The sequence below is a fragment of the Arthrobacter sp. J156 genome, assembly GCF_056172865.1.
On the sequence record NZ_CM149650.1, the window covers coordinates 1,602,840 to 1,625,502 of the forward strand.

General features: G+C 74.6%; 22 protein-coding genes. 8 read left to right on the forward strand and 14 right to left on the reverse strand.

The window, feature by feature from the left end; all coding sequences use genetic code 11:
* Positions 1-87 precede the first annotated feature (87 nt).
* Both AC0QR5_RS07320 and AC0QR5_RS07325 read left to right on the forward strand, forming a co-directional pair.
* A complete protein-coding gene (locus AC0QR5_RS07320; protein ID WP_329860314.1) occupies positions 88-999 on the forward strand; it encodes a hypothetical protein in 912 nt (303 codons plus the stop codon).
* Positions 996-1,847 carry a hypothetical protein gene (locus tag AC0QR5_RS07325; protein WP_329860315.1) on the forward strand — a complete coding sequence of 284 codons (852 nt, stop codon included), beginning with the start codon at positions 996-998 and terminating at the stop codon, positions 1,845-1,847. The genes AC0QR5_RS07320 and AC0QR5_RS07325 overlap by 4 nt, the downstream gene beginning before the upstream one ends.
* Before the next feature lie 49 nt (positions 1,848-1,896).
* Here AC0QR5_RS07325 and hemL read toward each other — a convergent pair whose 3' ends face one another.
* From hemL to hemE, 8 genes are read right to left on the reverse strand one after another with little or no spacing between them, the layout of a single operon-like run.
* Positions 1,897-3,210: a glutamate-1-semialdehyde 2,1-aminomutase gene (hemL, locus tag AC0QR5_RS07330; protein ID WP_329860316.1), complete on the reverse strand. Its 1,314-nt coding sequence runs from the start codon at positions 3,208-3,210 to the stop codon at positions 1,897-1,899.
* A gap of 3 nt (positions 3,211-3,213) precedes the next feature.
* The gene (gene hemB / locus AC0QR5_RS07335; protein ID WP_329860317.1) at positions 3,214-4,197 is read right to left on the reverse strand and encodes a porphobilinogen synthase; all 984 of its coding nucleotides are present in this window, start codon (positions 4,195-4,197) and stop codon (positions 3,214-3,216) included.
* Between the two features lie 50 nt (positions 4,198-4,247).
* Positions 4,248-5,345 carry a uroporphyrinogen-III synthase gene (locus AC0QR5_RS07340; protein ID WP_329860319.1) on the reverse strand — a complete coding sequence of 366 codons (1,098 nt, stop codon included), beginning with the start codon at positions 5,343-5,345 and terminating at the stop codon, positions 4,248-4,250.
* A 2-nt stretch (positions 5,346-5,347) separates the two neighbouring features.
* On the reverse strand, positions 5,348-6,418 hold the full coding sequence (gene hemC, locus AC0QR5_RS07345) for a hydroxymethylbilane synthase (protein WP_443089719.1): 1,071 nt from the start codon (positions 6,416-6,418) through the stop codon (positions 5,348-5,350).
* A complete protein-coding gene (locus tag AC0QR5_RS07350; RefSeq protein WP_329860321.1) occupies positions 6,373-7,488 on the reverse strand; it encodes a ferrochelatase in 1,116 nt (371 codons plus the stop codon). Before AC0QR5_RS07350 ends, hemC begins: the two co-directional genes overlap by 46 nt.
* Positions 7,485-8,192 carry a hydrogen peroxide-dependent heme synthase gene (gene hemQ / locus AC0QR5_RS07355; protein WP_329860323.1) on the reverse strand — a complete coding sequence of 236 codons (708 nt, stop codon included), beginning with the start codon at positions 8,190-8,192 and terminating at the stop codon, positions 7,485-7,487. The genes AC0QR5_RS07350 and hemQ overlap by 4 nt, the downstream gene beginning before the upstream one ends.
* A gap of 47 nt (positions 8,193-8,239) precedes the next feature.
* Positions 8,240-9,832, reverse strand: coding sequence for a protoporphyrinogen/coproporphyrinogen oxidase (locus tag AC0QR5_RS07360; protein WP_329860325.1), 1,593 nt, complete (start codon positions 9,830-9,832; stop codon positions 8,240-8,242).
* Between the two features lie 59 nt (positions 9,833-9,891).
* Positions 9,892-10,953, reverse strand: a complete 1,062-nt coding sequence (gene hemE, locus AC0QR5_RS07365; RefSeq protein ID WP_329860326.1) for a uroporphyrinogen decarboxylase — start codon at positions 10,951-10,953, stop codon at positions 9,892-9,894.
* Positions 10,954-11,088: 135 nt separating this feature from the next.
* Here hemE and AC0QR5_RS07370 point away from each other — a divergent pair, with 135 nt between their 5' ends.
* Positions 11,089-12,495: a glutamyl-tRNA reductase gene (locus AC0QR5_RS07370; RefSeq protein WP_329860327.1), complete on the forward strand. Its 1,407-nt coding sequence runs from the start codon at positions 11,089-11,091 to the stop codon at positions 12,493-12,495.
* Here AC0QR5_RS07370 and moeB read toward each other — a convergent pair.
* Positions 12,489-13,670: a molybdopterin-synthase adenylyltransferase MoeB gene (gene moeB / locus AC0QR5_RS07375; protein ID WP_329860328.1), complete on the reverse strand. Its 1,182-nt coding sequence runs from the start codon at positions 13,668-13,670 to the stop codon at positions 12,489-12,491. The genes AC0QR5_RS07370 and moeB overlap by 7 nt on opposite strands.
* Before the next feature lie 100 nt (positions 13,671-13,770).
* Between moeB and AC0QR5_RS07380 the strand changes: the two genes are divergently transcribed.
* Positions 13,771-14,418, forward strand: a complete 648-nt coding sequence (locus AC0QR5_RS07380) for a TetR/AcrR family transcriptional regulator (protein ID WP_430970687.1) — start codon at positions 13,771-13,773, stop codon at positions 14,416-14,418.
* An 84-nt stretch (positions 14,419-14,502) separates the two neighbouring features.
* Positions 14,503-14,724, forward strand: coding sequence for a DUF3107 domain-containing protein (locus AC0QR5_RS07385; protein WP_329860330.1), 222 nt, complete (start codon positions 14,503-14,505; stop codon positions 14,722-14,724).
* Between the two features lie 73 nt (positions 14,725-14,797).
* Here AC0QR5_RS07385 and AC0QR5_RS07390 read toward each other — a convergent pair whose 3' ends face one another.
* Complete coding sequence (locus AC0QR5_RS07390; RefSeq protein ID WP_329860331.1) at positions 14,798-15,481, reverse strand: ferritin-like fold-containing protein; 684 nt, start codon at positions 15,479-15,481, stop codon at positions 14,798-14,800.
* A 42-nt stretch (positions 15,482-15,523) separates the two neighbouring features.
* On the opposite strand from AC0QR5_RS07390, the gene AC0QR5_RS07395 reads away from it, so the two are divergent.
* Positions 15,524-17,014, forward strand: a complete 1,491-nt coding sequence (locus AC0QR5_RS07395) for an RNB domain-containing ribonuclease (protein WP_329860332.1) — start codon at positions 15,524-15,526, stop codon at positions 17,012-17,014.
* Here the strand turns inward: AC0QR5_RS07395 and AC0QR5_RS07400 are convergent.
* Genes AC0QR5_RS07400 through AC0QR5_RS07410 form a run of 3 tightly spaced genes read right to left on the reverse strand, consistent with a single transcriptional unit; the run spans position 17,011 to position 19,359 of the window.
* Complete coding sequence (locus AC0QR5_RS07400) at positions 17,011-17,790, reverse strand: thiazole synthase (RefSeq protein WP_329860333.1); 780 nt, start codon at positions 17,788-17,790, stop codon at positions 17,011-17,013. The genes AC0QR5_RS07395 and AC0QR5_RS07400 overlap by 4 nt on opposite strands.
* 4 nt (positions 17,791-17,794) lie before the next feature.
* Positions 17,795-18,082 carry a sulfur carrier protein ThiS gene (gene thiS, locus AC0QR5_RS07405; RefSeq protein WP_329860334.1) on the reverse strand — a complete coding sequence of 96 codons (288 nt, stop codon included), beginning with the start codon at positions 18,080-18,082 and terminating at the stop codon, positions 17,795-17,797.
* Positions 18,079-19,359 (reverse strand): FAD-dependent oxidoreductase, encoded by a 1,281-nt coding sequence (locus AC0QR5_RS07410; RefSeq protein WP_329860336.1) that lies wholly within the window; start codon positions 19,357-19,359, stop codon positions 18,079-18,081. Before AC0QR5_RS07410 ends, thiS begins: the two co-directional genes overlap by 4 nt.
* A gap of 370 nt (positions 19,360-19,729) precedes the next feature.
* Between AC0QR5_RS07410 and AC0QR5_RS07415 the strand changes: the two genes are divergently transcribed.
* Together AC0QR5_RS07415 and AC0QR5_RS07420 are read left to right on the forward strand one after the other, a co-directional pair.
* Complete coding sequence (locus AC0QR5_RS07415) at positions 19,730-21,403, forward strand: DEAD/DEAH box helicase (protein ID WP_329860337.1); 1,674 nt, start codon at positions 19,730-19,732, stop codon at positions 21,401-21,403.
* Positions 21,404-21,502: 99 nt separating this feature from the next.
* The gene (locus tag AC0QR5_RS07420; RefSeq protein ID WP_329860363.1) at positions 21,503-22,405 is read left to right on the forward strand and encodes a DNA-methyltransferase; all 903 of its coding nucleotides are present in this window, start codon (positions 21,503-21,505) and stop codon (positions 22,403-22,405) included.
* Positions 22,406-22,523: 118 nt separating this feature from the next.
* Here AC0QR5_RS07420 and AC0QR5_RS07425 read toward each other — a convergent pair whose 3' ends face one another.
* Positions 22,524-22,655 carry a putative transporter small subunit gene (locus AC0QR5_RS07425; protein ID WP_329860338.1) on the reverse strand — a complete coding sequence of 44 codons (132 nt, stop codon included), beginning with the start codon at positions 22,653-22,655 and terminating at the stop codon, positions 22,524-22,526.
* Positions 22,656-22,663 lie beyond the last annotated feature (8 nt).

Consider the following 22,663-nt stretch of genomic DNA (forward strand, 5'->3'; position numbering starts at 1 on the left):
GCCGGGACCACGCCCAGGCGGACGGGCCGCAGCGCGTGGCCGCCGCACCCGGGCGGCGGCCGCGGAATCGGCGAGGAGCTGGGGACCGTGGACCAGGACAGACGAGACAGCGGGCGGCGGAACCGACGCGGCCCGGCCGGGCGACGGGTGCTGGTTCCGCCCCGCGCCGTGGGCCCGCTGGCCGTGCTCGCGGCGGCGGCCGCCCTCCTGCTGGCCGGGTGCGTGCCCCCTCCGGCGTCAGAGTCCGACGGCGGCGCGCCGGCGAACGCGAGCCCCGGGACTCCCGGCGGCCGGGGCGACGGCGGCAACGGCGGTACGGGCGGCACTGGAGGCGGGCAGGGCCAAGGCGGCGGAAACGGCGCGGGCCAGGCCGGGGACACGCCGGGCCGCGTGGTCTACACGTGGGGCCTCCCGCCGAGCGACACGAGCGTCTCGGGCAACGACGGGCCGGCCTACGGCGTCCTGATGCGCTCGTGCGACGAGGCGCAGGCCTACCTCGACGGGCTGTCCGACCCTCCCTACTACGGCTTCCGCAGCCCGCGGAACGTCGTGCTGTTCGCGGCCGGCATCCACTTGTGCCGCGGCGACACGGGCGAGGGGGCCCGGTACTACCGCAACGCGGTGACGGAATACGGCATCGAGGGCCTCAACGACGGCCGTCCCGAGTGCGAGCTCTACAAGTCGGTCGCGAGCGTCGTCGAGCAGCGTCCCCGCGAGGACTTCCCGTGCGTCGGCGGCCCCGACCCGCAGGGCCGCTTCGGGGACGGCGGCGCGGACGATCCCCTCACCTTCGATGTCGACGAGAGCGTCCTGCCGGACGGTGGCGGCGAGGGCAACGGCGACGGGACGAACGGCGAGGAAGGCACTGGAGGCGAAGACGGCACCGGGGACGAGGGCGCGGACGACGGCGCCGGGGACGGCACCGACGGCAACGGCACGGATTCCGGCGGCGGCGAGGAAGGCGAAGGCGGTACGGACGGCGCCGGATCCGGGCCGTGAGCGCGGACCAGGACCGCGGGGAGCTGCTCCGCAAGATCGCCGCGGTCGTCGGCAACGTCGGCGTGGTCACCGCGTTGCTCGTCTACTTCGGCTGGGTCCGCTCCGAGGTGCAGGCGGCGGAACTGGGCTTCGACGAGAGCGTCCTGGGCATGACGACGCGCGAGTACCTGCTGCGCAGCGTCCGTCCCGTCCTGGTGCTGCTCATCGTCGCCGGCGCGGCGGGGCTGATGTGGGTGGGGCTGGACCACTGGCTGTCCCGGCGGCTCGAGCTCGGCGACCGCCGGGCCAAGCGCGTGGCCGTGTACGCGGTCCCGGCCCTCGCCGTCGTCCTGCCGGCCTCCGCATGGATCCTGCGCCCCGTGTGGCCGGCCACGGCCTACGTCGCCTTCCCGCTGCTGCTGGCCACCGGCCTGCTCCTGCTGCTCTACGCCTTCCGGCTCTACCGGGCGCGCTCCGGCGCCCCGCCCCTGTCCCATGCGGCGGGGAACCTGCTCCGCGCGTGCGCGGCCGCCCTGGTCGGCGTCGCCCTGTTCTCGGCCGCGGCGAACTACGCGACCGTCGAGGGCACGGAGCTGGCCCGGGGCTTCGGCGAACGGATCGCCCAGCTGCCCCGCGTCGTCGTGCACAGCGCCGATCCGCTGGGCATCGACGCCCCGGGCGCCGCGGTCGAGGAGCTGCCGGAGGGCGCGGGCTACCGCTACCGCTACACGGGGCTGCGGTTGCTCGAGCACACCGGGGGCCGCTACTTCCTGGTCTCCGACGGCTGGACGCGGCGCTACGGCGTGATCGTGGTCCTGCCCTCCGACGAGCCGGGGATCCGCTACGACTTCGTCCGCGACACGCGCTGACAGTCCCGGCGCCGCCGGAAGGTCCCAGGCGTGGCCCGGGCCGTCCTGGCTAGGCTCCCGGAACCGCCGCGGCGGCCGCCTCGGCGGCGGCCGGGAGGGCGGCGTGGATCCGTTCCATGGCCGCGTCGTCGTGCGCCGCGGAGAGGAACCACGCCTCGAACACGCTCGGCGGCAGGTAGACGCCCGCCTCCAGCATGGAGTGGAAGAACGGCGCGTAGCGGAAGGCCTCCTGCGCCTGCGCGTCGGCGTAGTCGGACACGCCGCGCGCGGAGGTGCCGAACGCGATCGAGAACAGGTTCCCGGCGCGCTGGATGGAGTGGTCCACGCCGGCGGCGTCGAGGGCCGCGCCGACGGCGGCGGAGAGCTCGAGGCTGCGGGCGTCGACGAACGCGTAGACGTCGCGGGTCGCGTGCGTCAGCGTGGCGACGCCGGCGGCCATGGCGACGGGGTTCCCCGAGAGCGTCCCGGCCTGGTAGACGGGGCCGGTCGGCGCGAGGTGGTCCATGACCTCGGCCCGGCCGCCGAGCGCGGCCGTGGGCAGCCCGCCGCCGATCACCTTGCCGAAGGTGAACAGGTCCGGGGTCCAGCCCTCCCCCGCGCCGGTGAGGCCCCAGTAGCCGGAGTAGCCGGTCCGGAAGCCCGTGAGCACCTCGTCCAGGATCAGCAGCGCGCCGTGGGCCGCGGTGGTCCGGGACAGGAAGGCGTTGAAGCCCTCGGCCGGGGTGACGACGCCCATGTTGGCGGGTGCGGCCTCCGTGATCACGGCGGCGATGCGGTCGCCGTGCTCCGCGAACGCGGCCTCGACCGCGGCGGGATCGTTGTACGGGAGCACGAGGGTCTCCGCTGCCGTCGCGGCGGTCACGCCGGCCGATCCGGGCAGGGCGAGCGTCGCCAGGCCGGATCCGGCCGCGGCGAGGAGCGAGTCCAGGTGGCCGTGGTAGCAGCCGGCGAACTTCACGATCAGCTCGCGTCCGGTGAAGCCGCGGGCCAGCCGCACCGCGGTCATGGTGGCCTCGGTGCCCGTGGAGACCATGCGCAGGCGCTCGACGCCGGGAACGCGTTCCATGACGAGCTCGGCCAGGCGGCCCTCGGCCGGCGTGGAGGCGCCGAAGGACAGCCCGTGGTCCACGGCCTCATGCACCGCGGCCTGCACGGCCGGGTGCTTGTGCCCGAGCAGGGCCGGGCCCCACGAGCAGACCAGGTCCACGTACGTCCGGCCGTCGGCGTCGGTGAGGTACGGGCCCTCGGCGTCGACCATGAAGCGCGGGGTTCCGCCCACGGAGCCGAAGGCTCGCACGGGCGAGTTCACCCCGCCCGGCATGAGCGTGCGGGCGCGTTCGAAGAGTTCCTCGGAGGTGGTCATGGCCTAGCGTCCTTCCTTCAGCCAGCCGGCAAGCTCGGCGGCCCAGTACGTCAATACGGTGTCGGCGCCGGCGCGGCGGATGCCGAGCACGGATTCGGTGATGGCGGCGCGGCGGTCGATCCAGCCGTTGGCGGCGGCGGCCTCGATCATCGCGTACTCGCCGGAGATCTGGTAGGCGGAGACGGGCACCGGGGACATCGCGGCGATGTCCGCGACGATGTCCAGGTAGCTCATGGCCGGTTTGACCATGACCATGTCAGCGCCCTCCTCGAGGTCCAGCTCGACCTCGAGGACGGCCTCGCGGCGGTTGGCGGCGTCCATCTGGTACGTCCGGCGGTCCCCGGTGAGCTGGGAGTCCACGGCCTCGCGGAACGGCCCGTAGAACGCGGAGGCGTACTTGGCGGCGTAGGCCAGCACGGCGGTGTCCTGGAAGCCGGAGGTGTCGAGCGCCTGCCGGATGACGGCGACCTGGCCGTCCATCATGCCGGAGGGGCCGAGCACGTGGGCGCCCGCCTCCGCCTGCGCCACGGCCATTTCCGCGTAGACCTCGAGGGTCGCGTCGTTGTCCACGCGGCCGGCCTCGTCCAGCACGCCGCAGTGGCCGTGGTCGGTGAACTCGTCGAGGCACACGTCGCTCATGACCACGAGCGAGTCGCCGACCTCGGCGCGGACGACCCGCAGGGCGCGGTTGAGCACGCCGTCCGGGTCGATGCCCGCGCTGCCGACGGCATCGCGCACGGCGGGGATCCCGAAGAGCATGATGCCGCCCAGACCCAGCTCCGCGGCCTCGGCGGCGGCCCGCTTGAGCGTGTCGGTGGTGTGCTGGACGACGCCGGGCATGGAGGTGATGGGGTTCGGCGCGTCCAGGCCCTCGCGGATGAAGGCCGGCAGGATCAGCTGCTGCGGGGCGATCAGCGTCTCGGCGGCGAGCCGGCGCATCGCGGGCGTGGTGCGCAGCCGGCGGGGCCGGTGGTGGGGAAAGGCCATGGGGTGCTCCTTCGGGTCGGTCTCAAGCGTAGTGGGGTGGCCGGGCGGGGTCAGGGGCCCGCGATCGCAACGGCCCAGGCGTCGGCCAGGCCGGCCGGGGTGGGTTCGGCGGCGGTGCCCGCGGGCTCGACGCCGTGGGAACGCAGCTCGGCCGCCGTGCTGTGGCCGATCGCGACGGCCGCGAGGCCGGCCGGGAATCCACCGGCCACCTCGAGGTAGCGGCGCACGATGCTCGGCGAGGTGAAGAACACGGCTCCCACGCCCGCGGGGGCTCCGTGGGCGGCGGCCAGCGCCTCGGCGTCGATCTCGACGACGCCGGGCCCGGCGGGCCCCGCGGAGCTGGCAGACCCGGTGCCCGTGGTCTCCGTGGCGCCCGCGATGGCGAGCGAGGCGGTGAGGCGCCGTCCGGGCGCGGCCGGCGCTTCCACGGTGTGGTAGGCGATCACGGCCTCGGCTGCCCACCCGGCCGTCGTCAGCCCCTGCTCGAGGGTGCCCGCGGCGAGGTCCGCCTGGGGCAGGAACGCGCGGACCGAACGCCGCGGGGACCAAGCGGCGTCGGCCGCGTCCGCCTCGTGCTCCGCGAGCGGGTCCTGCCCGCGAGCCGCACCGGCACCGGCCACGCCGGCGACGTGGCCGCGGCTGGCACGGCGCCCCGTGCCGGCCCCGTCGACGAGGGCGAGCTGGTTCCATTCGGCGAGGATCCCCTCGGCGGACTGCTCGTGGGGCTGGAAGTCGATCCCGATCCCCTCGGCCGCGGCGGCCCGCGCGGTCGCGGAGCCGACGGCGCAGACGCGCGTTCCGGGCGGCACGGCGAGCGTCAGCCCGAGGGCGGCGGCGCGCTGCTTGAGCGCCCGGACCGTGGTGATCGAGGTCAGCACCATCCAGTCGTAGCCGCCGTCGAGGAAGCGGGTCAGCGCCGCGTCGAGCGCCCCGGTGTCCGCGGGGAGCTCGAAGTCGATGAGCGGGCACAGGACGGTGGAGGCGCCGCGGGCGCGCAGCTCGGCCACGGTCGCGGCGGCCCGGTCGGGGCTGCGCAGCAGCAGCGCGGCGCGGCCGGCCAGCGCTCCGGCGTCGCGGCCACCGTCCGGGCCCGTTCCCCGGCCGCCGCCCGCCTCCGCGCGCGGCTCGCCGCCCCGCTCCTGCCGCACGCCTAGAGTCCCGCCAGGTCCGCGGCGCCCTCACGCAGCAGGGCGACGGCGAGCTCGGCGCCGAGGGCGGCGGCGCCCTCGACCGTGAGCTCGCGCCCGCGGGCCGTGCGGCGCAGGGTATCCGACCCGTCGGGCGCGCAGGCGACGGCCTCGAGGACCAACGAGTCGCCCTCGATCCTCGCCAGCGCGCCGATGGGCGCGGCACACCCGGCCTCGAGCCGGTTCAGCAGCGCGCGCTCGGCGGTCACGGCGAGCCGCGTGGGCACGTCGTCGAGCTGCTCGAGGGCCTTCGCGAGGGGCCCGGAGGCGGCCGTCTCGGGGCGGCACTCCACGGCGAGCGCCCCCTGGCCCGGCGCGGGCAGCATGACCGAGGGATCGAGGAGCTCGGTCACGTGCCGGCCCAGGCCGAGCCGCTCCAGGCCCGCGGCGGCGAGGACGACGGCGTCGAGGTCGCCGTGGGCGGTCCGGCCCACCCCGCCGTCGTCGGCGGGCTTCGCGGCGCCCTTGACGCGGCCCAGCCGGGTGCCGACGTTGCCGCGGATGTCCACGATCTCCAGATCGGGGCGCGCGGCCTTCAGCTGCGCTGCGCGGCGCGGCGAACCCGTGCCGACGGTGGCTCCGGCCGGCAGCCCGGCGAGCGTCAGTCCGTCGCGGGCGCACAGGGCGTCGCGCACGTCGACGCGCGGCGGCGTCGCCGCGACGACGAGCCCCTCGGGCTGCGCCGTCGGCAGGTCCTTGAGAGAGTGCACGGCGATGTCGCAGCCGCCCTCGAGCAGGGACACGCGCAGCGCAGCGGCGAAGACGCCGGTGCCGCCGAGCTGGGACAGCGGCCCGCTCGTCACGTCGCCCTCGGTCTTGACGTGGATGGTCTCCGCGCGCATCCCGCTCAGGCGCTCGAGCGCCTCGGCGACATGCCCCGTCTGGGTCGTCGCGAGCGCGGATCCGCGCGTGCCGATCCGGAACCCGGCCCCCGCGGCGGCGGGCTCCCGCGACGAGGGCGCGGCCCCGGCGTCGTTCGCCTCCCGCATCACGGCCGCGGCCCGGCCGGCGTCCCGACGAGCTCGACGCAGCACCCGGTGGAGCAGATCGCGTCCCAGTCGCCGGGCACGCGCTGCTCGCCGTGCGCGGGGAGAGGGGCCCCGCCGTCGTCCACGAGGGACTCGGCGAGGACGTCCACGAGGCCGGAGACGAACGCGGCGTGCGTGCCGGGGGTCGGGACGCGGTGGAAGGCCAGGCCGAGCTCCGCGCACGTGTCCTTGGCCTCGGTGTCGAGGTCCCACAGGACCTCCATGTGGTCCGAGACGAAGCCGATCGGGACCACGACGACGCCGCGCGTCCCTCCGGCGGCGTACTCTTCGAGCGCGTCATTGACGTCCGGTTCGAGCCACGGCACGTGCGGCGCGCCGGAACGGGACTGGAAGACGAGGGACCACTCGAGGCCCGCGGCCTCCGGGACCGTCTCCATGAGGGTCCGGGCCACGGCCAGGTGCTGCGCCGAGTAGACGTCGGTGCCGAACTCCCCGGCGATCGACGCCGGCCCCTGGGCCTCGGCCGTCGCGGTGGGGATGGAGTGCGTGACGAACACGATCCGCGGGGCCGCGTCCTGCTCGCCGCGGTCGGCCAGCTGCGCACGCACGTCGGCGATGCCGGCGGCGAGCCCCTCGGCGAAGGGGTCGATGAACGCCTTGTCCTGGAAGAACTGGCGGACCTTGACGACCTCGAGCCTGCCCTCCAGGCCGGTGGACTCGAGGCCGGCCGCGATGTCCTCGCGGTACTGGCGGCAGCTCGAGTAGCCGGCGTAGGCACTCGTGACGAGCATGAGCACGCGGCGGTGCCCGTCGTCGTACATCTCCTGCAGCGCGGCCGGGATGTAGGGGTCCCAGTTGCGGTTGCCCCAATACAGCGGCAAGCCCCAGCGGCGCCGGGCGATCTCGCCCTCGAGCGCGGCCAGCAGCTCCCGGTTCTGCTCGTTGATGGGGCTCACCCCGCCGTTGGCCCGGTAGTGGGTCGCGACCTCCTCGAGCCGTTCGTCGGGGATCCCGCGGCCGGCCGTGACGTTGCGCAGGAAGGGGATCACGTCGTCCTGGCCCTCGGGGCCGCCGAAGGAGGCCAGCAGGACGGCGTCGAAGCCGTGCGCGCTCAACGCAGGACCTCCGCCGCCTCGGCCGCGCCGATCCGGCGGCCGGTGTAGAACGGGATCTCCTCGCGCACGTGGTTGCGGGCGTCGGTGTAGCGCAAGTGGCGCATCATGTCCACGAGGTCGATCAGCTCGGGGGCCTCGAGGCAGATCATCCACTCGAAGTCGTTCAGGGCGAAGGAGGCCACCGTGTTGGCCAGGACCTGGGGGAAGTCGCGGCCCAGGATGCCGTGCTCGCGCAGCATCTTCCCGCGCTCGGCCGGATCCAGGAGGTACCAGTCGTAGGAGCGGACGAACGGGTACACGGTCATCCATTCGCTCGGCTCCTTGCCGCGCGCGAACGCCGGCGAGTGGTCCTTGGCGAACTCGGCCTCGCGGTGCACGCCCATGGCGGACCAGGCGATCGAGGTCTCGGCGAAGAGGTAGCTGCGGCGGATCTTGCGCACGGCCTCCTGGAGCTTCTCGGCGGAGGGGCCGTGGAGCCAGGTCATGACGTCGGCGTCCTCGCGCATCGCGGAGACGTCGTAGATCCCGCGCAGGGTGATCCCGTCGGCGGCGAGCTCCTCCACGAGCGCCTCGAACGCGGCCACGCCCTCGGAGCGGTCCAGGTCGGACTCGCGCTTGAACACCGTCCAGAGCGTGAAGTACAGGGTGTCGCCCTCGCGCTCACGGTCGGCGAGCACGGGGCTGTTGGAAGGATTCTCGCTCATCGCGGGGCCTCTTTCTGGTGGTTCGGGGCAAGGGGTCGGTTCAGGGGTCAGCTCGCGCTGATGGCGAGCCGGGAGCGGGTGTCGGCCACGACGGCGGCGAGCCCGGTCCCGGAGAGCCAGGCGCCGACGACGTCGATGTCCTCGAGCGCCTCGACGGCCGCACGGAACGCGTCGACGCGGGACCGGTGGCCCGTCGTGGCGAACGGCAGGGCCGCGTCCCAGCGGATGACGTCCCAGCCGAGCACGTCGGCCTCGGCCAGCTCAGTACCGAGCAGTGCGGACGCGTCGGACACGGCGGCGTGGAACAGCTCCTCGTCGCTGCCGGCCGGGCCGGGGCCGTCGGAGACCCGGCCGTAGGACAGGCGCAGCACGTGGGTGCCGGGGCCGGCCTCGTCGTGGAGCCAGTCCCACTTGGCGCTCGCGTGCGTGAGCGCCTTGGCCCGCACGCCCGGGGCGTCGGCGGCCACGAGCAGTCCCGTGCCGCGCGGCGCGTCGTCGAGCTCGGGGCGGTCGACGACGAGGGTCACGAGGGCGACCCCGGCGCCGTCCCCCGGGCGGTGGGCCGCGAGCTCCTGGTCCAGGGGCGTCAGCAGGTCGACGGCGGCCGGGCCGGTCGTCGCGATGACGACGCGGTGGGCGGCGGCCGTGCGCGGGGCCCCGTCGGCCCCGGCGAGTACGACGTTCCAGGACGGCGCCTGGCCCGGCGCGGCCCCGGCGTCGTCCTGCACCGGCTGTGCGGCGGAGTCGGCCTCCGGGTCCGCGGGCGCCCGGTCGGCGTCTGGCGCGGGGCCGTCGGCCGGTCCCGCGGGCTCGATCGCGACCGCCCGCAGGCCGGTGTGGAGCGCGGCCCCGCGCTCGGTCAGCTCGGCCACGAGGGCGGTGCTCAGCCGGTGCATGCCGCCGGCGAGCCCGGCGACGGCGGAACCGGCGGGCGCCGCCTGCCGCACGGCGGCGACGGCGCGGGCCAGGGATCCGTGGCGGACGACGCCGGAGCGCAACCCGGGCGCGACGGCGTCGGCGTCGAGCGTGTCCGGGTCCGCCGAGTGCACGCCCGAGACGACGGGGGCCACGAGCCCCTCGAGGACGGCGGAGCCCATGCGGGCCCGCACGAGCTCGCCCAGGCTCAGGGAGCCCTCCTCGAAGTGGCGCGGGACCGGCATCGCGAGGTCGGCGGCCGCCCGCAGGGAGGCGGCGGAACCGATGACGGCCTTGACGTCCTCGGCGCGCGGGTCCCCGGGAATGCCCAGGATCCCGGTTTGCGGCAGGGGGTGGGCGGCGGCCCGGCCCCCGTGGCCCTTCGAGTAGAGCCAGGCCCCGCCGGGGCGCGGGGCGACGACGTCCCCGCCCAGCCCGAGCTCGTCCAGCAGCTCGGCGACGGCCGTGTTCCGGGTCGCGAACGACTCCGCGCCCGCGTCCAGCACGAGCCCGTCGACGGTGTGGGAGGCGACGCAGCCGCCGAACGCCTCCGTGGCCTCGAAGAGCTCCACGGCGTAGCCGGCGATCGCGAGCTCGCGCGCGGCGACGAGCCCCGCGATCCCGCCGCCGACGACGACGGCCGCGCGGCGGGGCGCGGCCCGTTCCGTGCCGTCCGGGGCGGCTTCGCCGTGGCGGCCGTGGGCGGCGTGGTGCCGGTGCGGCATCGCGGTCCTTTCGTCGGTGGCTTCAGGTCTCGGGCGCGGGCCGGCGGGCCCGCGGCGCGTCAGGGGGCCACGGAGTGGATGAGTTCGACGACGCGCGTGAGCACCTCGGGATCGGTCTCCGGCGGGACGCCGTGGCCGAGGTTGACGACGTGGGCGGGCGCCTCGTCGCCGGACGCGAGGACCTCGCGGACGTGGCGCTCGAGCACCTCCCACGGGGCGGAGAGCAGGGCCGGGTCGATGTTGCCCTGCAGCGGCACGGTGCCGCCGAGGCGGCGGTTGGCCTCGGCGAGCGGGAGCCGGTAGTCCACGCCCATGACGTCGACCCCGACGCCGTGCATCGCGGCCAGCAGCTCGGACGTGCCGGTGCCGAAGTGCACGAGCGGGGCGCCGAGGTCACGGACGTGGTCCAGGGCGCGCGCGGAGGCCGGGGCGACGTGGCGCTCGTAGTCCGCCAGGCCCAGGCTGCCGGCCCAGGAGTCGAAGAGCTGTCCGGCGCTCGCGCCGGCCTCGAGCTGCGCGCGGAGGAACTGCCCGGAGGCGTCGGCCGCCCACGCCGCCAGGGCCTCCCAGGCCTCCGGGTCGGCGTGCATCATGGTCCGCGGACCCAGGTGGTCGCGGGAGGGGCGGCCCTCGACCATGTAGGCGGCGAGGGTGAACGGCGCGCCGGCGAAGCCGATGAGCGGGGTGGATCCGAGCTGCTCGACCGTGAGCGCGACGGCCTCGCGGATCGGGTCGAGGGCTCCGGGCTCGAGCCGCGGCAGGGCCGCGACGTCGGCGGCGCTGCGGACCGGAGTGCCGAGGACGGGACCGACGCCGGGGACGATGTCGACGTCGATGCCGGCGAGCTTGAGCGGGATGACGATGTCGGAGAAGAAGATCCCGGCGTCGACGTCGTGGCGGCGCACCGGCTGGAGCGTGATCTCGGAGGCGAGCTCGGGGCGCAGGCACGAATCGAGCATCGCGATGCCCTCGCGCAGCTCCCGGTACTCCGGCAGCGAGCGGCCGGCCTGGCGCATGAACCAGACGGGGCGCCGCTCCGGCGTCCCCCCGCGGTAGGCGGTGATCAGGGGGGAACCGGATGTACGGCCATCCATCAGCGGGTGGCTTGCGCTCAACGTCATGCCTTGATTCTGCCAATGCCGCTGCGGAACCGCGAATTGCGGCGCCCGCAAGGCGGCGCATCGTGGCCAATCCCACGTCGCGAAGGCTCGCCTTCGATGCGTCGGGAGGGGACGCCGGGCTACCATGGGGACACTGTGGTTTACCTATCGCTCGTCGCCTCGCACTCGGATCTGGACCTCGAAACCGTCGCACGGCTCAGTGCCGGCGCCTCCGGGGTCGCTGTCGACGTGCTCGACGGGACGGCCCCGGTCACCGGCGCCGTGGTCCTGGCCACGTGCAACCGCTACGAGGTCTACTGCGAGGCCCCCTCGGAGGACGACGTCGAGGCCGCCCGTTCCGCGGTCATCTCCCGGATCAGCGCGGCGTCGGGGATCGAGGAGCACCGCGTCTCCGGGGCCCTTGCCACCAAGACGGGCGACGACGCCGTCCAGCACCTCTTCGCCGTCGGGGCCGGCTTGGACTCGGCCGTCATCGGGGAACGGGAGATCGCCGGACAGGTCCGCCGGGCCCTCATCGAGGCCCAGCAGGACGGCACCGCCTCCGGCCCGCTCGTGCGCCTCTTCCAATCGGCCTCCCGCACCGCCAAGGACGTCGGCTCGCGCACCCGCTTGGGCGGCCGCGGGCTCTCGATCGTCTCCGTCGCGCTCGACCTCGCCGAGGACCTGAGCGACGACGACTGGTCGGGACGCCACGTCGTCGTCTTCGGCACGGGCGCCTACGCGGGCGCGACGATGTCCCTGCTCAGGGAACGGGGTGCGGGCCGCGTGTCCGTCTTCTCCGCCTCGGGCCGCGCCGAGGGCTTCGTCGCGAGCCGCGGCGGCCACGCCCTCGACGACGACTCGCTCGCTGCCGCCCTCGCCGACGCCGACGTCCTCATCGGCTGCAGCGGCGGCGACCGGCGGCTCGGCCCGGAGGAACTGGCCGAGTCCGGCCGCGGGGCCCGCCCGCTCGTCGCGATCGACCTGGCCCTGACCCGCGACTTCGACCCCTCGCTCGAGGACGTGGAGGGCGTGGACCTCATCACCCTGGAATCCGTCCGCATGGCCGCCCCGGCGGAGCAGGCCGAGGCCCTGCACCAGGCCCGCGGCATCGTGGAGGGCGCGGCCGCGGAGTTCGCCCACGAGCAGCGCCAGCGCACCGCCGACGCCGCGATCGTGGCGCTGCGGCGGCACACCCAGACGGTCCTGGAGACGGAAGTGGAGCGCGTCCGCGCGCAGCACGGCTGCACCGCCGCCTCGGAAGAGGTCGAGTTCGCGATGCGGCGCATGATGCGCCAGCTCATCCACACCCCGACCGTCCGCGCGCGCGAGCTCGCCGCCGAGGGCCGCCAGGAGGAAGTCGAAGCCGCCCTCGCGACCCTGTTCGGCATCACGCTCACGCAGCAGGCCCCCGCCACGGGACGCACCGCCGCCCCGCGGCACGGCACGCCGCAGCCCGGCACCCCGCAGGCGCCGCAGGCCCTTCCGGCCACCGACGGCACGGTCCCGCCCGCCGCCTGCCCGGCCTCCGGTCAGGCCGCCACGGGGTCGGTGCGTCAGTAGCCGTTCTTGTGCGGCTCCACCTCGTCGATCCAGGCCAGGATCCCGCCCTCCAGATGCCTCGCGTCCGCGTAACCGCGCTCGAGCAGGTGGGCCAGCACCTCTGACGAACGCCCGCCCGATTTGCAATGCAGGATGATCGGCTTGTCCCGGGGCAGCTCGACGTCCCCGCCGAGCACCCGCCCGCGCGGCACGAGCTCGGCGCCGTCGATCGAGACGATCTCCGCCTCCCCCGGCTCGCGGACGTCCACGAGGTGGAAGTCCCCCACCCCGGCCGACCGCTCCCGCAGCAGCACCTCGAGCTCGCGGGGACCCACGGACGGGAGGACGCGTCCGGCGTCGTCCGCCGGAAGGCCGCAGAAGGCCGGGTAGTCCTCGAGCAGCCGCTCCGGCTGCACCGTCTCCGGATCCGGGCGGAGCCGGATCTCGCGCCAGGACATGGCGAGCGAGTCAAGGATCAGGACCCGGCCCAGCAGCGGATCGCCGATGCCCGTGATGAGCTTGACCGCCTCGGCCACCATGACCGAGCCGATCTGCGCGCACAGCACGCCGAACACGCCGCCCTCCGCGCACGACGGCACCGTGCCTGCGGGCGGGGCCTCCGGGTAGAGGTCGCGGTAGGTGGGGCCCTGGCCGTTCCAGAACACGGAGACCTGGCCGTCGAAGCGCAGGATGGAACCCCAGACGTAGGGCTTGGCCAGGATCGCCGCGGCGTCGTTGACGAGGTAGCGGGTGGCGAAGTTGTCCGTCCCGTCCAGGATCAGGTCGTAGCCGGAGAAGACCTCCAGCGCGTTGGAGGAGTCGAGCCGCTCCTCGTGCAGCACGACGTCGACGAGGGGGTTCAGCTCGAGGACGGAATCGCGCGCGGAGGCCGCCTTGGGCCGCCCGACGTCGGAGACCCCGTGGACGACTTGGCGCTGCAGGTTCGACTCGTCCACGACGTCGTCGTCGATGATGCCCAGCGTGCCCACGCCCGCCGCGGCGAGGTACAGCAGGGCCGGCGAGCCCAGGCCGCCCGCGCCGATCACGAGGACCCGGGCGTTCTTGAGCCGGCGCTGTCCGGCGAGGCCGACCTCCGGGATGATCAGGTGCCTCGAATACCTCCGCAGCTCCTCGGCCGTCAGCTCGGGGCCCGGTTCCACGAGCGGTCCGGGGTGCTGGGGTGTCGCGGTATCCATACCCCCACTGTAGTCCCGTCGCGGGGCGCGCCGAGGGGTCCCAAACGCCTACCGCGCCGTAGAATGACGGCAGGCGCCGGGGCCCACCACGACCCGGCGGATGGAGGAAAGGCAGTTCGTGCACACGACCCCAGAGCGGCAGCAGCGCCACCAGCGCACCCAACGGATGCCCCGCGAGGAGCGACGGGCCCAGCTGCTGCGTGCCGCCCACAGCGTGTTCGTGGCCAACGGCTACCACGGGGCCGCGATGGACGAGATCGCCGAGGTCGCGATGGTGAGCAAGCCCGTGCTCTACCAGCACTTCCCGGGCAAGCGCGAGCTGTACCTGGCGTTGCTCGACGCCCACCTGGCCTCGCTGTCCGAGCTGCTGCTCGCGGCGATCGCCTCCACGTCGGACAACAAGCTGCGCGTCCAGGCCACCATCCGCGCGTATTTCGAGTTCATCGCCGAGGACAGCCAGGCCTACCGGCTCGTCTTCGAATCAGACCTCATCAACGATCCCGACGTGGCCTCGCGGCTCGAGGAGTTCAACGGCCGCTTCGCCGGTTCCGTCGCCGACGTCATCGCGGACGACACCAAGCTGCCGCGCGCGCAGGCCGTCCTGCTCGGCCGCGGACTGGCCGGCATGGCGCAGGTCGCCGCGCGGGCGTGGCTCGAGGCGCAGGACGAGGTCGACCTCGACGCGGCGAGCGAGCTCGTCTCCCGTTTAGCTTGGCGCGGAATCGGTCGATTCCCCAAGGAGTCCTGACATAGATTCACTGCGGGACACCGTGCGGCCGGTCAGCGCGGCCGGTGCCCGTACCCAGTAGTCCAACCGACGAAGGAGCCCAGCTTGGACGTACGCATCGGAATCCAGAACGTTGCCCGCGAAGTGGTCATCGAATCGAGCGAATCGGCGGACCGCGTCGCCGAGATCGTGACGAAGGCCCTGCACTCCGGCCAGGAGCTGCAGCTGACCGACGCCAAGGGGCGCACCGTGATCATCCCGACGGCGACCATCGGCTTCGTCGAGATCGGCGCCGAGGAGCCGCGCCGGGTGGGCTTCGCACACTAGCGGACCACGGGGCCCGGCGGCCTGACGGCTGCCGGGCCCCGTGCCCTTCCGGCCCCGCCCTCGGGCGGCCGCCTCAGGCCGTCAGGCCGAGCTCGCTCATGCGCCGCGAGTGGTTCTCCACGAGCGTCGCGAAGAGCCGCGCGACGTGTTCCGCCCGGGCCTCGGCGTCGGCCAGTTCCACGAGGCCGTTCCAGAAGTCGTGGCGGTCCCCGATCCGGCGGGCACCCGTGAGGGCCTCGCCGAGGAGCCGCCGGCCCCACAGGGCGAGGCGCGAGGCCAGCCGTGGATCGTCGGCGAGGGCGCCGCGCAGCCGGTCGCGGAGCCAGCCGGTCTGGGCGTCCATGGACTGCACCTCGGCCACGAGCTGCCGGGCCCGCGGGTCCAGCGCCAGGGCCACGGCCTGGTAGAAGTCCCCGGCGACGGAGTCGATGACATAGGCCTTCATGAGCGACTCGTACCAGTCCCCCGGCCGCGTGCGCTCGTGGAGGGCGTCGATCTCGGCGGCGAAGGGGCGCATGGCCTCTTGGACGTCGCCGCCGTCCTCCTCGATGCGGGCCCTCACGAGCTCGAAGTGCGCGAACTCCGCCACGGCGAGACGGGCGAGGGCCTCCCGGTCGGCGAGCGCCGGAGAGAAGCGGGCATCGGAGGAGAGCCGTTCGAACGCGGTGAGCTCCCGGTAGGCCATGAGCCCGTAGAGGGCGGCCTCGTAGTGCGAGCGGGTGGCCTCGTCGAGGGCGGGGACGTTCTGCTCGGTCATGCCTGCCACCCTACTCCTTGGGCCGTTCTGTAGCCTGTCCCCATGGCGACGAAGCAGATTGGACTTTCCGGCAGCACGCGGCAGACCCTCCTGGCCGAGGCGCTCGGTTCCCTCGCGGTCGAGCTCGAGCTGCCGGAGTCCTTCCCACCCGCCGTCCTCGCGGAGGCCGAGGCGGCCGTGGCGGCGCAGGAGCTTCCCGTCGCCGACGCGACGGACGTCGCGTTCGTGACGATCGACCCGCCCACGTCGACCGATCTCGACCAGGCCGTGCACCTGGAGCGCGCGGGCGACGGCTATACCGTGCGCTACGCGATCGCCGACGTCCCCTCGTTCGTCGCCGTCGGCGGGGCGCTGGACGCGGAGACGCGGCTGCGCGGCCAGACGCTGTACCTGCCGCAGGGCCGCATCCCGTTGCACCCGGACGTCATCGGCGAGCAGGCCGGGAGCCTGCTGCCGGAGCAGGTCCGCAGCGCGTACCTCTGGACGTTCCGCCTCGGCCCCGACGGCTCGGTGCTTTCCTCTGCCCTGGAGCGGGCGGGGATCCGCAGCCGGGCGAAGCTCAGTTACGAGGGGGTGCAGGCGGAGCTCGACGCCGGGACGGCCGACGAGTGCCTGCAGCTGCTGCGCGAGGTCGGGCTCAAGCGCATCCGGCTCGAGCACGAGCGCGGCGGGGCGAGCCTGCGCCTGCCGGAGCAGGAGGTCGAGCTCGACGACGCCGGCCACTACCGGCTCACCGCCCGGGCGCCGCTGCCGGTTGAGGACTGGAACGCGCAGATCTCCCTCATGACGGGCATGGAGGCCGCCCGGATCATGCTCGAGGGCCGGGTCGGCATCCTGCGCACCATGCCGGCGCCGGACGAGCGCAGCGTGGCCCAGTTCCGTCGCCAGGCCGCGGCGCTGGGCTGCCCGTGGCCGCGGGAGACGGCGTACGGCGATTTCCTGCGCTCGCTCGAGCTGGAGCAGCCCAAGCACCTCGCGCTCATGCACGCGGCGACGTCCCTCTTCCGGGGCGCGTCCTACACGGCGTTCGACGGCGGGGCCCCGCCGGAGGCGGACGCCGTCCAGTCCGCGATCGCCGCGCCGTACGCGCATGCGACGGCTCCGCTGCGCCGCCTCGTGGACCGATTCGTCCTGATGGTGTGCCTCTCCCTGTCCCAGGAGACCGGGGTCCCCGAGGAGGTCCGTGCAGCGCTGCCGCTGCTGCCGGACCTCATGCAGTCTTCGAACCGGGTGGCCGGGACGGTCGAGCGCGCGTCGATCGACGCCGTCGAGGCCGCCCTGCTGCACGGGCGCGTCGGCGAGCGCTTCACGGGGACCACCATCGACGGGCCGAGCGAGGCGCAGGCGGCGAAGGCCGCGGAGGACGGACGGCTGCCGACGGGGACGATCCAGCTACTCGACCCGCCGATCACGGCCCGCTACGAGGGCCGTGCCGAGCTCGGCACGGAGGTCGAGGTGGTGCTTGTCACGGCCGACATCGCCCGGCGCGAGGTCCTCTTCCGGATCGCCGCCGCGGACGGCCGGGCCTCCTAGTCGAAGTCCCCGCGGCCGCCGAGGGGCGAGGAGGCGAGCGCGAGGTTCCGCCGCGGGATCCTGCCGGCCGTGTGCCCGAGCCGGCCCGCGACGACGGCGTGCCGGAAGGCCGTGGCCATCCGCGCCGGGTCCTCGGCCCGCGTCACGGCGGTGGCCAGCAGCACGGCGTCGCAGCCGAGCTCCATGGCCAGCGCGGCGTCGGACGGCGTGCCGATGCCGGCGTCGAGGACCACGGGGACGGACGCGCGGGCGGCGATGAGCCCGATGTTGTGCGGGTTCAGGATGCCGAGCCCGGTCCCGATCGGGGCCCCGAGCGGCATGACGGCGGCGCACCCGGCGTCCTCGAGGCGCAAGGCGGTGACGGGGTCGTCGTTCGTGTACGCGAAGACGGCGAAGCCCCGCCCCGCGAGCTGCTCGGCCGCGTCGAGCAGCTCCACGGCGTCGGGCAGCAGGGTGTGCTCGTCGGCGACGACCTCGAGCTTGATCCAGTGGGTCTCGAGGGCCTCCCGCGCCAGCTCGGCCGTCAGCACGGCCTCCCGCGCGGTGTGGCAGCCGGCCGTGTTCGGCAGGACGCGGATGCCGCGGCGCACGAGCATCTCGTAGATGGATTCGCCGCCTCCCGGGCGGTGGCGGCGCATCGCGACCGTGGTCAGTTCGGTTCCCGAGGCCTCGAGCGCCTGCTCGAGCACGTGCTGGCTCGGCGCGCCGCCGGTCCCGGTGATGAGCCGGGACCCCAGCTCCACGCCGTCGACGGTCCAGGAGTCCTCCTGTGCCACGGGCTCAGCCTCCCTGGACCGCGGTGAGCAGCTCGACCGTGTCGCCCGGGGCCAGCGCGGCCTCCGCCCAGCGGGACCGGGCCACGACCTCCTGGTTGACGGCGACCGCGACGCCAAGCGGGGCCCCGTCGACGGGACGGCCGTCGGGGCGCAGCCTGCGCCCGGTGCGGCGGGCGACGAGGTCGAGGACGGTGGCCGGCACGGGAGCGAGGGGTTCCCCGTTGACGAGCAGCGCCGCCCCCGGGGCGGCGACGGAGGTTGCGGCGTGGGCGGTGGCGTCTCGAGGTGTCACGGTGTCTCCTGGGTAGTGTGCGGCGCCGTCGTGGTGACGGCGGGGAGGATGGGGGCGTCGTGGTCCCGCCGGGCGTCCGGCGTGAAGCGCCAGGGGTCGAAGGCCTCGAGGCCGGACGGGGCCCGGCCGTCGACGAGGGACCGGACGGCGCCGGCCGCTGCGACGCTGAGCAGGACCCCGTGGCGGTAGAAGCCGTTGGCGGTGATCAGCCCGGGGCCGAGCCGGCCGAGCAGCGGGAGGTTGTCGGGCGTGGCGGGACGGGCGCGGGCCGTCGCCTCGACCAGGTCGAGTTCGGCGAGGGCGGGCAGCAGGCGGATCCCGTCGCGCAGCAGGCGGTAGACGCCTCCCGCGCTGACCCCGGTGCGGTCGTCCTCGCGCTCCGTGGCACCGAGCACGACCTCGCCGTCGGCGCGCGGGACGATGTACACCCCGCGGCCCTCGACGAGCCCGCGGACCACGGTGCCTTCCAGCCCGGGCCCTCCCGGGGCGGCGCGCAGGCGCAGGACCTCGCCGTACACGGGCCGGACGGTCAGGGCGGGCGCCGCGCCCAGCCCGTCGACGACGATCCCGCCGGTCGGCCGCGTCGTGGCGGTCCGCCCTGCCACGGGATCGACCCCTGCCGGAAATCCGTCCCGGGTGCGGCCAGCCGGCCCGTCGGCGGGCCCCGTTCCGCCGGCCAGGACCACCTCGTCCGCGGCGAGGGACCCGCCGTCGTACTCCACCCGGGCGGGCGCGCCCGCCGCGACGCGCAGGACCCGGCCGGCCACCCACTCGACCCGCCCGGAGGCGTCGAGCGCGGCGCGCAGCGCGGCCGCGATGCGCCGGGGGTCGGCCTGCGCGTCGTCGGCGGCGAGGAAGGCCCCGGCGAGCCGCGGCGACAGGAGCGGCTGGAGGCGCCGCGCGGCGCGCACACCGACCTCCTCGACGGACAGGCCCGCACCCTCCTGCGCGGCCCTCAGCCGGGCCAGCGCCTCGCGGTCGGCGGCATCGGCCGCCACGACGAGCGTGCCCTCGGACCGGAAGCCGCACGCGCGGCCCGACGCAGCCTCGAGCTCGCGGGCCCACGCGGGCCACCCCCGCAGCGCCGGGACGGACAGCGCGGTCAGCGCCCCCTCCTGGTAGTGGAACTCGGTGACGGCGGCGAGCATGCCCGCGGCCGCGCGGGTCGCCCCCGCGGCGGGCGAGGGATCGACGACGGCGATATGTGCGCCGGCGCGCACGAGATCCCAGGCGATCGAGAGGCCGACGATCCCGGCCCCGACGACGACGCAGCGCATCGACAGGTGTCCTTCCCTCCGCCGGCATGACCCGGATCAGGTTCAACGGTCGGCATCCCGTCCGGCGTCGACGCCGGCCTGCCCTCTCAGCCCTTTGGCGGGCTCCCGTGGTTCCCGGACAGTCTATGCGCGTCACGGTGGGCGTCGCACGTTAGACTGGCCGGGTAGACAAGGATGCCCGGTCGTTTTTGAACCGCACGAATTTCAGCAGTGTTTCCCGGCGAACCTGCACCATGGCACGCCACATGCGCGCCTGATAGCCCGCGATCGGCTCCGCTGGATGCGCCGCGCACGCGGTGGTCTCCGTTCCGCCTGACAAGGCAGGAGCGTCGAGCACGCCCGGACCGGCGCCGAGAAGAATGAGAAGTCATTGACACCTGAACAGCACCTGACGGCCGATTCCGGCACCGAGGAAATCACCGTCGAAACCAGCCTCGCCACCGACGAGACCCCGCACGAGCTGCCCGAGCAGACCTTCGCCGACTTCGGCGTCCGCCAGGACATCGTCGACTCGCTGGCCTCCGCGGGGATCCTGCATCCCTTCCCCATCCAGGCGATGACGCTGCCTGTGGCCCTCGGCGGCCACGACATCATCGGGCAGGCCAAGACGGGAACGGGCAAGACGTTCGGCTTCGGCATCCCGGCCCTGCAGCGCGTCGTCGGCCCCACGGACGACGGCTACGCGCAGCTTCCCGTGCCGGGCGCCCCGCAGGCCCTGATCGTCGCCCCGACCCGCGAGCTCGCCGTGCAGGTCGCCGCGGACCTCGAGAAGGCGTCGACGCAGCGTGACGCGCGGATCGCCGTGATCTACGGCGGCCGCGCCTACGAGCCGCAGATCGAGCAGCTCGCCGCCGGCGTCGAGATCGTCGTCGGGACGCCGGGCCGACTCATCGACCTGTACCGGCAGAAGCACCTGAACCTCAAGAACGTGCGGATCGTGGTCCTCGACGAGGCCGACGAGATGCTCGACCTGGGCTTCCTCCCGGATGTCGAGACCCTCCTGGGCGCCACCCCGGCGATCCGCCAGACCATGCTCTTCTCGGCGACGATGCCCGGCCCCGTCATCTCGATGGCCCGCCGCTACATGTCCCAGCCCACGCACATCCGCGCCGCGGATCCGGAGGACGAGGGCATCACCAAGAAGGACATCCGCCAGGTCATCTACCGCGCCCACCAGCTGGACAAGGACGAGATCGTCGCCCGCGTCCTGCAGGCCGAGGGCCGCGGACGCACGATCATCTTCACCAAGACCAAGCGCTCCGCCGCGAAGCTGAGCGAGGAGCTCGTCGACCGCGGCTTCGCCGCCGGCTCCATCCACGGCGACCTCGGCCAGGGGGCCCGCGAGCAGGCGCTGCGCGCCTTCCGCAACAACAAGGTCGACGTCCTCGTCGCCACGGACGTCGCCGCCCGCGGCATCGACGTCGACGACGTCACGCACGTCATCAACCTGCAGTGCCCCGAGGACGAGAAGACGTATCTGCACCGCGTGGGCCGCACGGGCCGCGCGGGCAACAAGGGCACCGCGATCACGTTCGTGGACTGGGAGGACGTCCCGCGCTGGGGCCTGATCAACAAGGCCCTGGGACTGGACCAGGCCGAGCCCGTGGAGACCTACTCCTCCTCGCCGCACCTGTTCACCGACCTGGACATCCCGGCCGGGACCAAGGGCCGCCTGCCGCGGAACAAGCGCGTGCTCGAGGGCCTGTCGGGCGAGAGGCTCGAGGACCTCGGCGAGACCGGAAAGAAGCCCGCGGGCCGCGGTGGACGCGACGGCGGACGGGGCGGACGGGAGTCCGGCCGCGACGGAGGGCGCGACGGTGCCCGGGGCCGCGGACGCGGCGGGCGCGGTGGCGCCGACGGCGAGGGCCGCCACGGCCATTCGCACGGCCGGGCCGACCGCCCCAACAAGGAATCCACCGGCGAGGGCCGGGGTCAACGCGCCGAGGACGCGGGCACCGAGGCCGCGTCGACGGCCCCGCGCCGGCGCCGCTCCCGGACCCGCCGCCGCAACGGCGAGGTCGTCGAGCGCACGGACGGACAGTAGCGCGTGGGCGCACCACGCCCGGCCGGCGGCCCCGGTTCCCTCGAGGGGACCGGGGCCGCCCCCGTGGGGGAAGGGGAGGCGACGACGGCTGACGCCTCGCTGGCGCCGCTCCCCGCGGAGGCCGCGTCCCGCCCGCGGGTCGCCGGGGCCGGCGCATGGCGCCCCGACGGTCCGGACCTCGTGGTCCACGGCGACAACGCCGGGGTCCTGCCGGCCCTGCCGGACGGCGCGTTCACGCTGGTCTACGTCGACCCGCCGTTCAACACGGGCCGCCGCCAGGCGCGCCAGCGCACCACGATGGTCCGCGCGGCCGACGGCGCCGGGGACCGCGTGGGCTTCAAGGGAGCCAGCTACACGACCGTGCGCGGCGAGCTGCGCAGCTACGACGACGCGTTCGATGACTACTGGGCGTTCCTCGAGCCCCGGTTGCGCGAGGCCTGGCGGCTCCTCGCCGACGACGGAACGCTCTACGTGCACCTGGACTACCGCGAGGTGCACTACGCCAAGGTCATGCTGGACGCGGTCTTCGGCCGCGAGTGCTTCCTGAACGAGATCATCTGGGCGTACGACTACGGAGCGCGCGCCAAGAGCCGCTGGCCGGCCAAGCACGACAACATCCTCGTCTACGTCAAGGACCCGGACCGCTACCACTTCGACGCGGCGGCGGTGGACCGCGAGCCCTACATGGCGCCCGGGCTCGTCACGGCCGAGAAGGCGGCCCGCGGCAAGCTGCCGACCGACGTCTGGTGGCACACGATCGTCTCGCCAACGGGCCGGGAGAAGACGGGCTACCCCACGCAGAAGCCCGAGGGCATCCTGCGCCGGATCATCTCCGCGAGCAGCCGCGAGGGCGACTGGGTGCTGGACTTCTTCGCGGGTTCCGGGACGACGGCGGCCGCGGCCCACGCGCTCGGCCGGCGGTTCGTGTGCGTGGACGCCAACGCGGAGGCCCTCGAGGTCATGCGCCGCAGGCTGCCCGCCGGAACAGTGTTCTCGCAGTAGCCCGGCGCTAGGTGGCACCGGACGTTCCACCGCCCAGGCACGGCCGGCCCCACGGGGCAGACGACGACGGCCGCCCGCGTCGGGGACGCGGGCGGCCGTCGCGGCGGGCGGGCCGGACCTAGATGAGGTCCCGGCCGTTGCGCCGGGCCTCGGCCCATTCGCGGAAGAACGCGCGCGCGATCACGGCGAGGGTGCCGGCCACGACGACGGGCCAGACCAGGACGTAGACGGTGAGCCAGAACGCTTCCATGGGGTCTC

Excerpts from the sequence above, each read along its gene's own strand:
- hemL (WP_329860316.1), bottom strand. The coding sequence starts at position 3,210 with ATGACCACCTCCGAGGAACTCTTCGAACGCGCCCGCACGCTCATGCCG.
- hemB (WP_329860317.1), bottom strand. The coding sequence starts at position 4,197 with ATGGCCTTTCCCCACCACCGGCCCCGCCGGCTGCGCACCACGCCCGCG.
- hemQ (WP_329860323.1), bottom strand. The coding sequence starts at position 8,192 with ATGAGCGAGAATCCTTCCAACAGCCCCGTGCTCGCCGACCGTGAGCGC.
- AC0QR5_RS07360 (WP_329860325.1), bottom strand. The coding sequence starts at position 9,832 with ATGCCGCACCGGCACCACGCCGCCCACGGCCGCCACGGCGAAGCCGCC.
- hemE (WP_329860326.1), bottom strand. The coding sequence starts at position 10,953 with ATGACGTTGAGCGCAAGCCACCCGCTGATGGATGGCCGTACATCCGGT.
- moeB (WP_329860328.1), bottom strand. The coding sequence starts at position 13,670 with ATGGATACCGCGACACCCCAGCACCCCGGACCGCTCGTGGAACCGGGC.
- AC0QR5_RS07380 (WP_430970687.1), top strand. The coding sequence starts at position 13,771 with ATGGAGGAAAGGCAGTTCGTGCACACGACCCCAGAGCGGCAGCAGCGC.
- AC0QR5_RS07390 (WP_329860331.1), bottom strand. The coding sequence starts at position 15,481 with ATGACCGAGCAGAACGTCCCCGCCCTCGACGAGGCCACCCGCTCGCAC.
- AC0QR5_RS07395 (WP_329860332.1), top strand. The coding sequence starts at position 15,524 with ATGGCGACGAAGCAGATTGGACTTTCCGGCAGCACGCGGCAGACCCTC.
- AC0QR5_RS07410 (WP_329860336.1), bottom strand. The coding sequence starts at position 19,359 with ATGCGCTGCGTCGTCGTCGGGGCCGGGATCGTCGGCCTCTCGATCGCC.
- AC0QR5_RS07425 (WP_329860338.1), bottom strand. The coding sequence starts at position 22,655 with ATGGAAGCGTTCTGGCTCACCGTCTACGTCCTGGTCTGGCCCGTCGTC.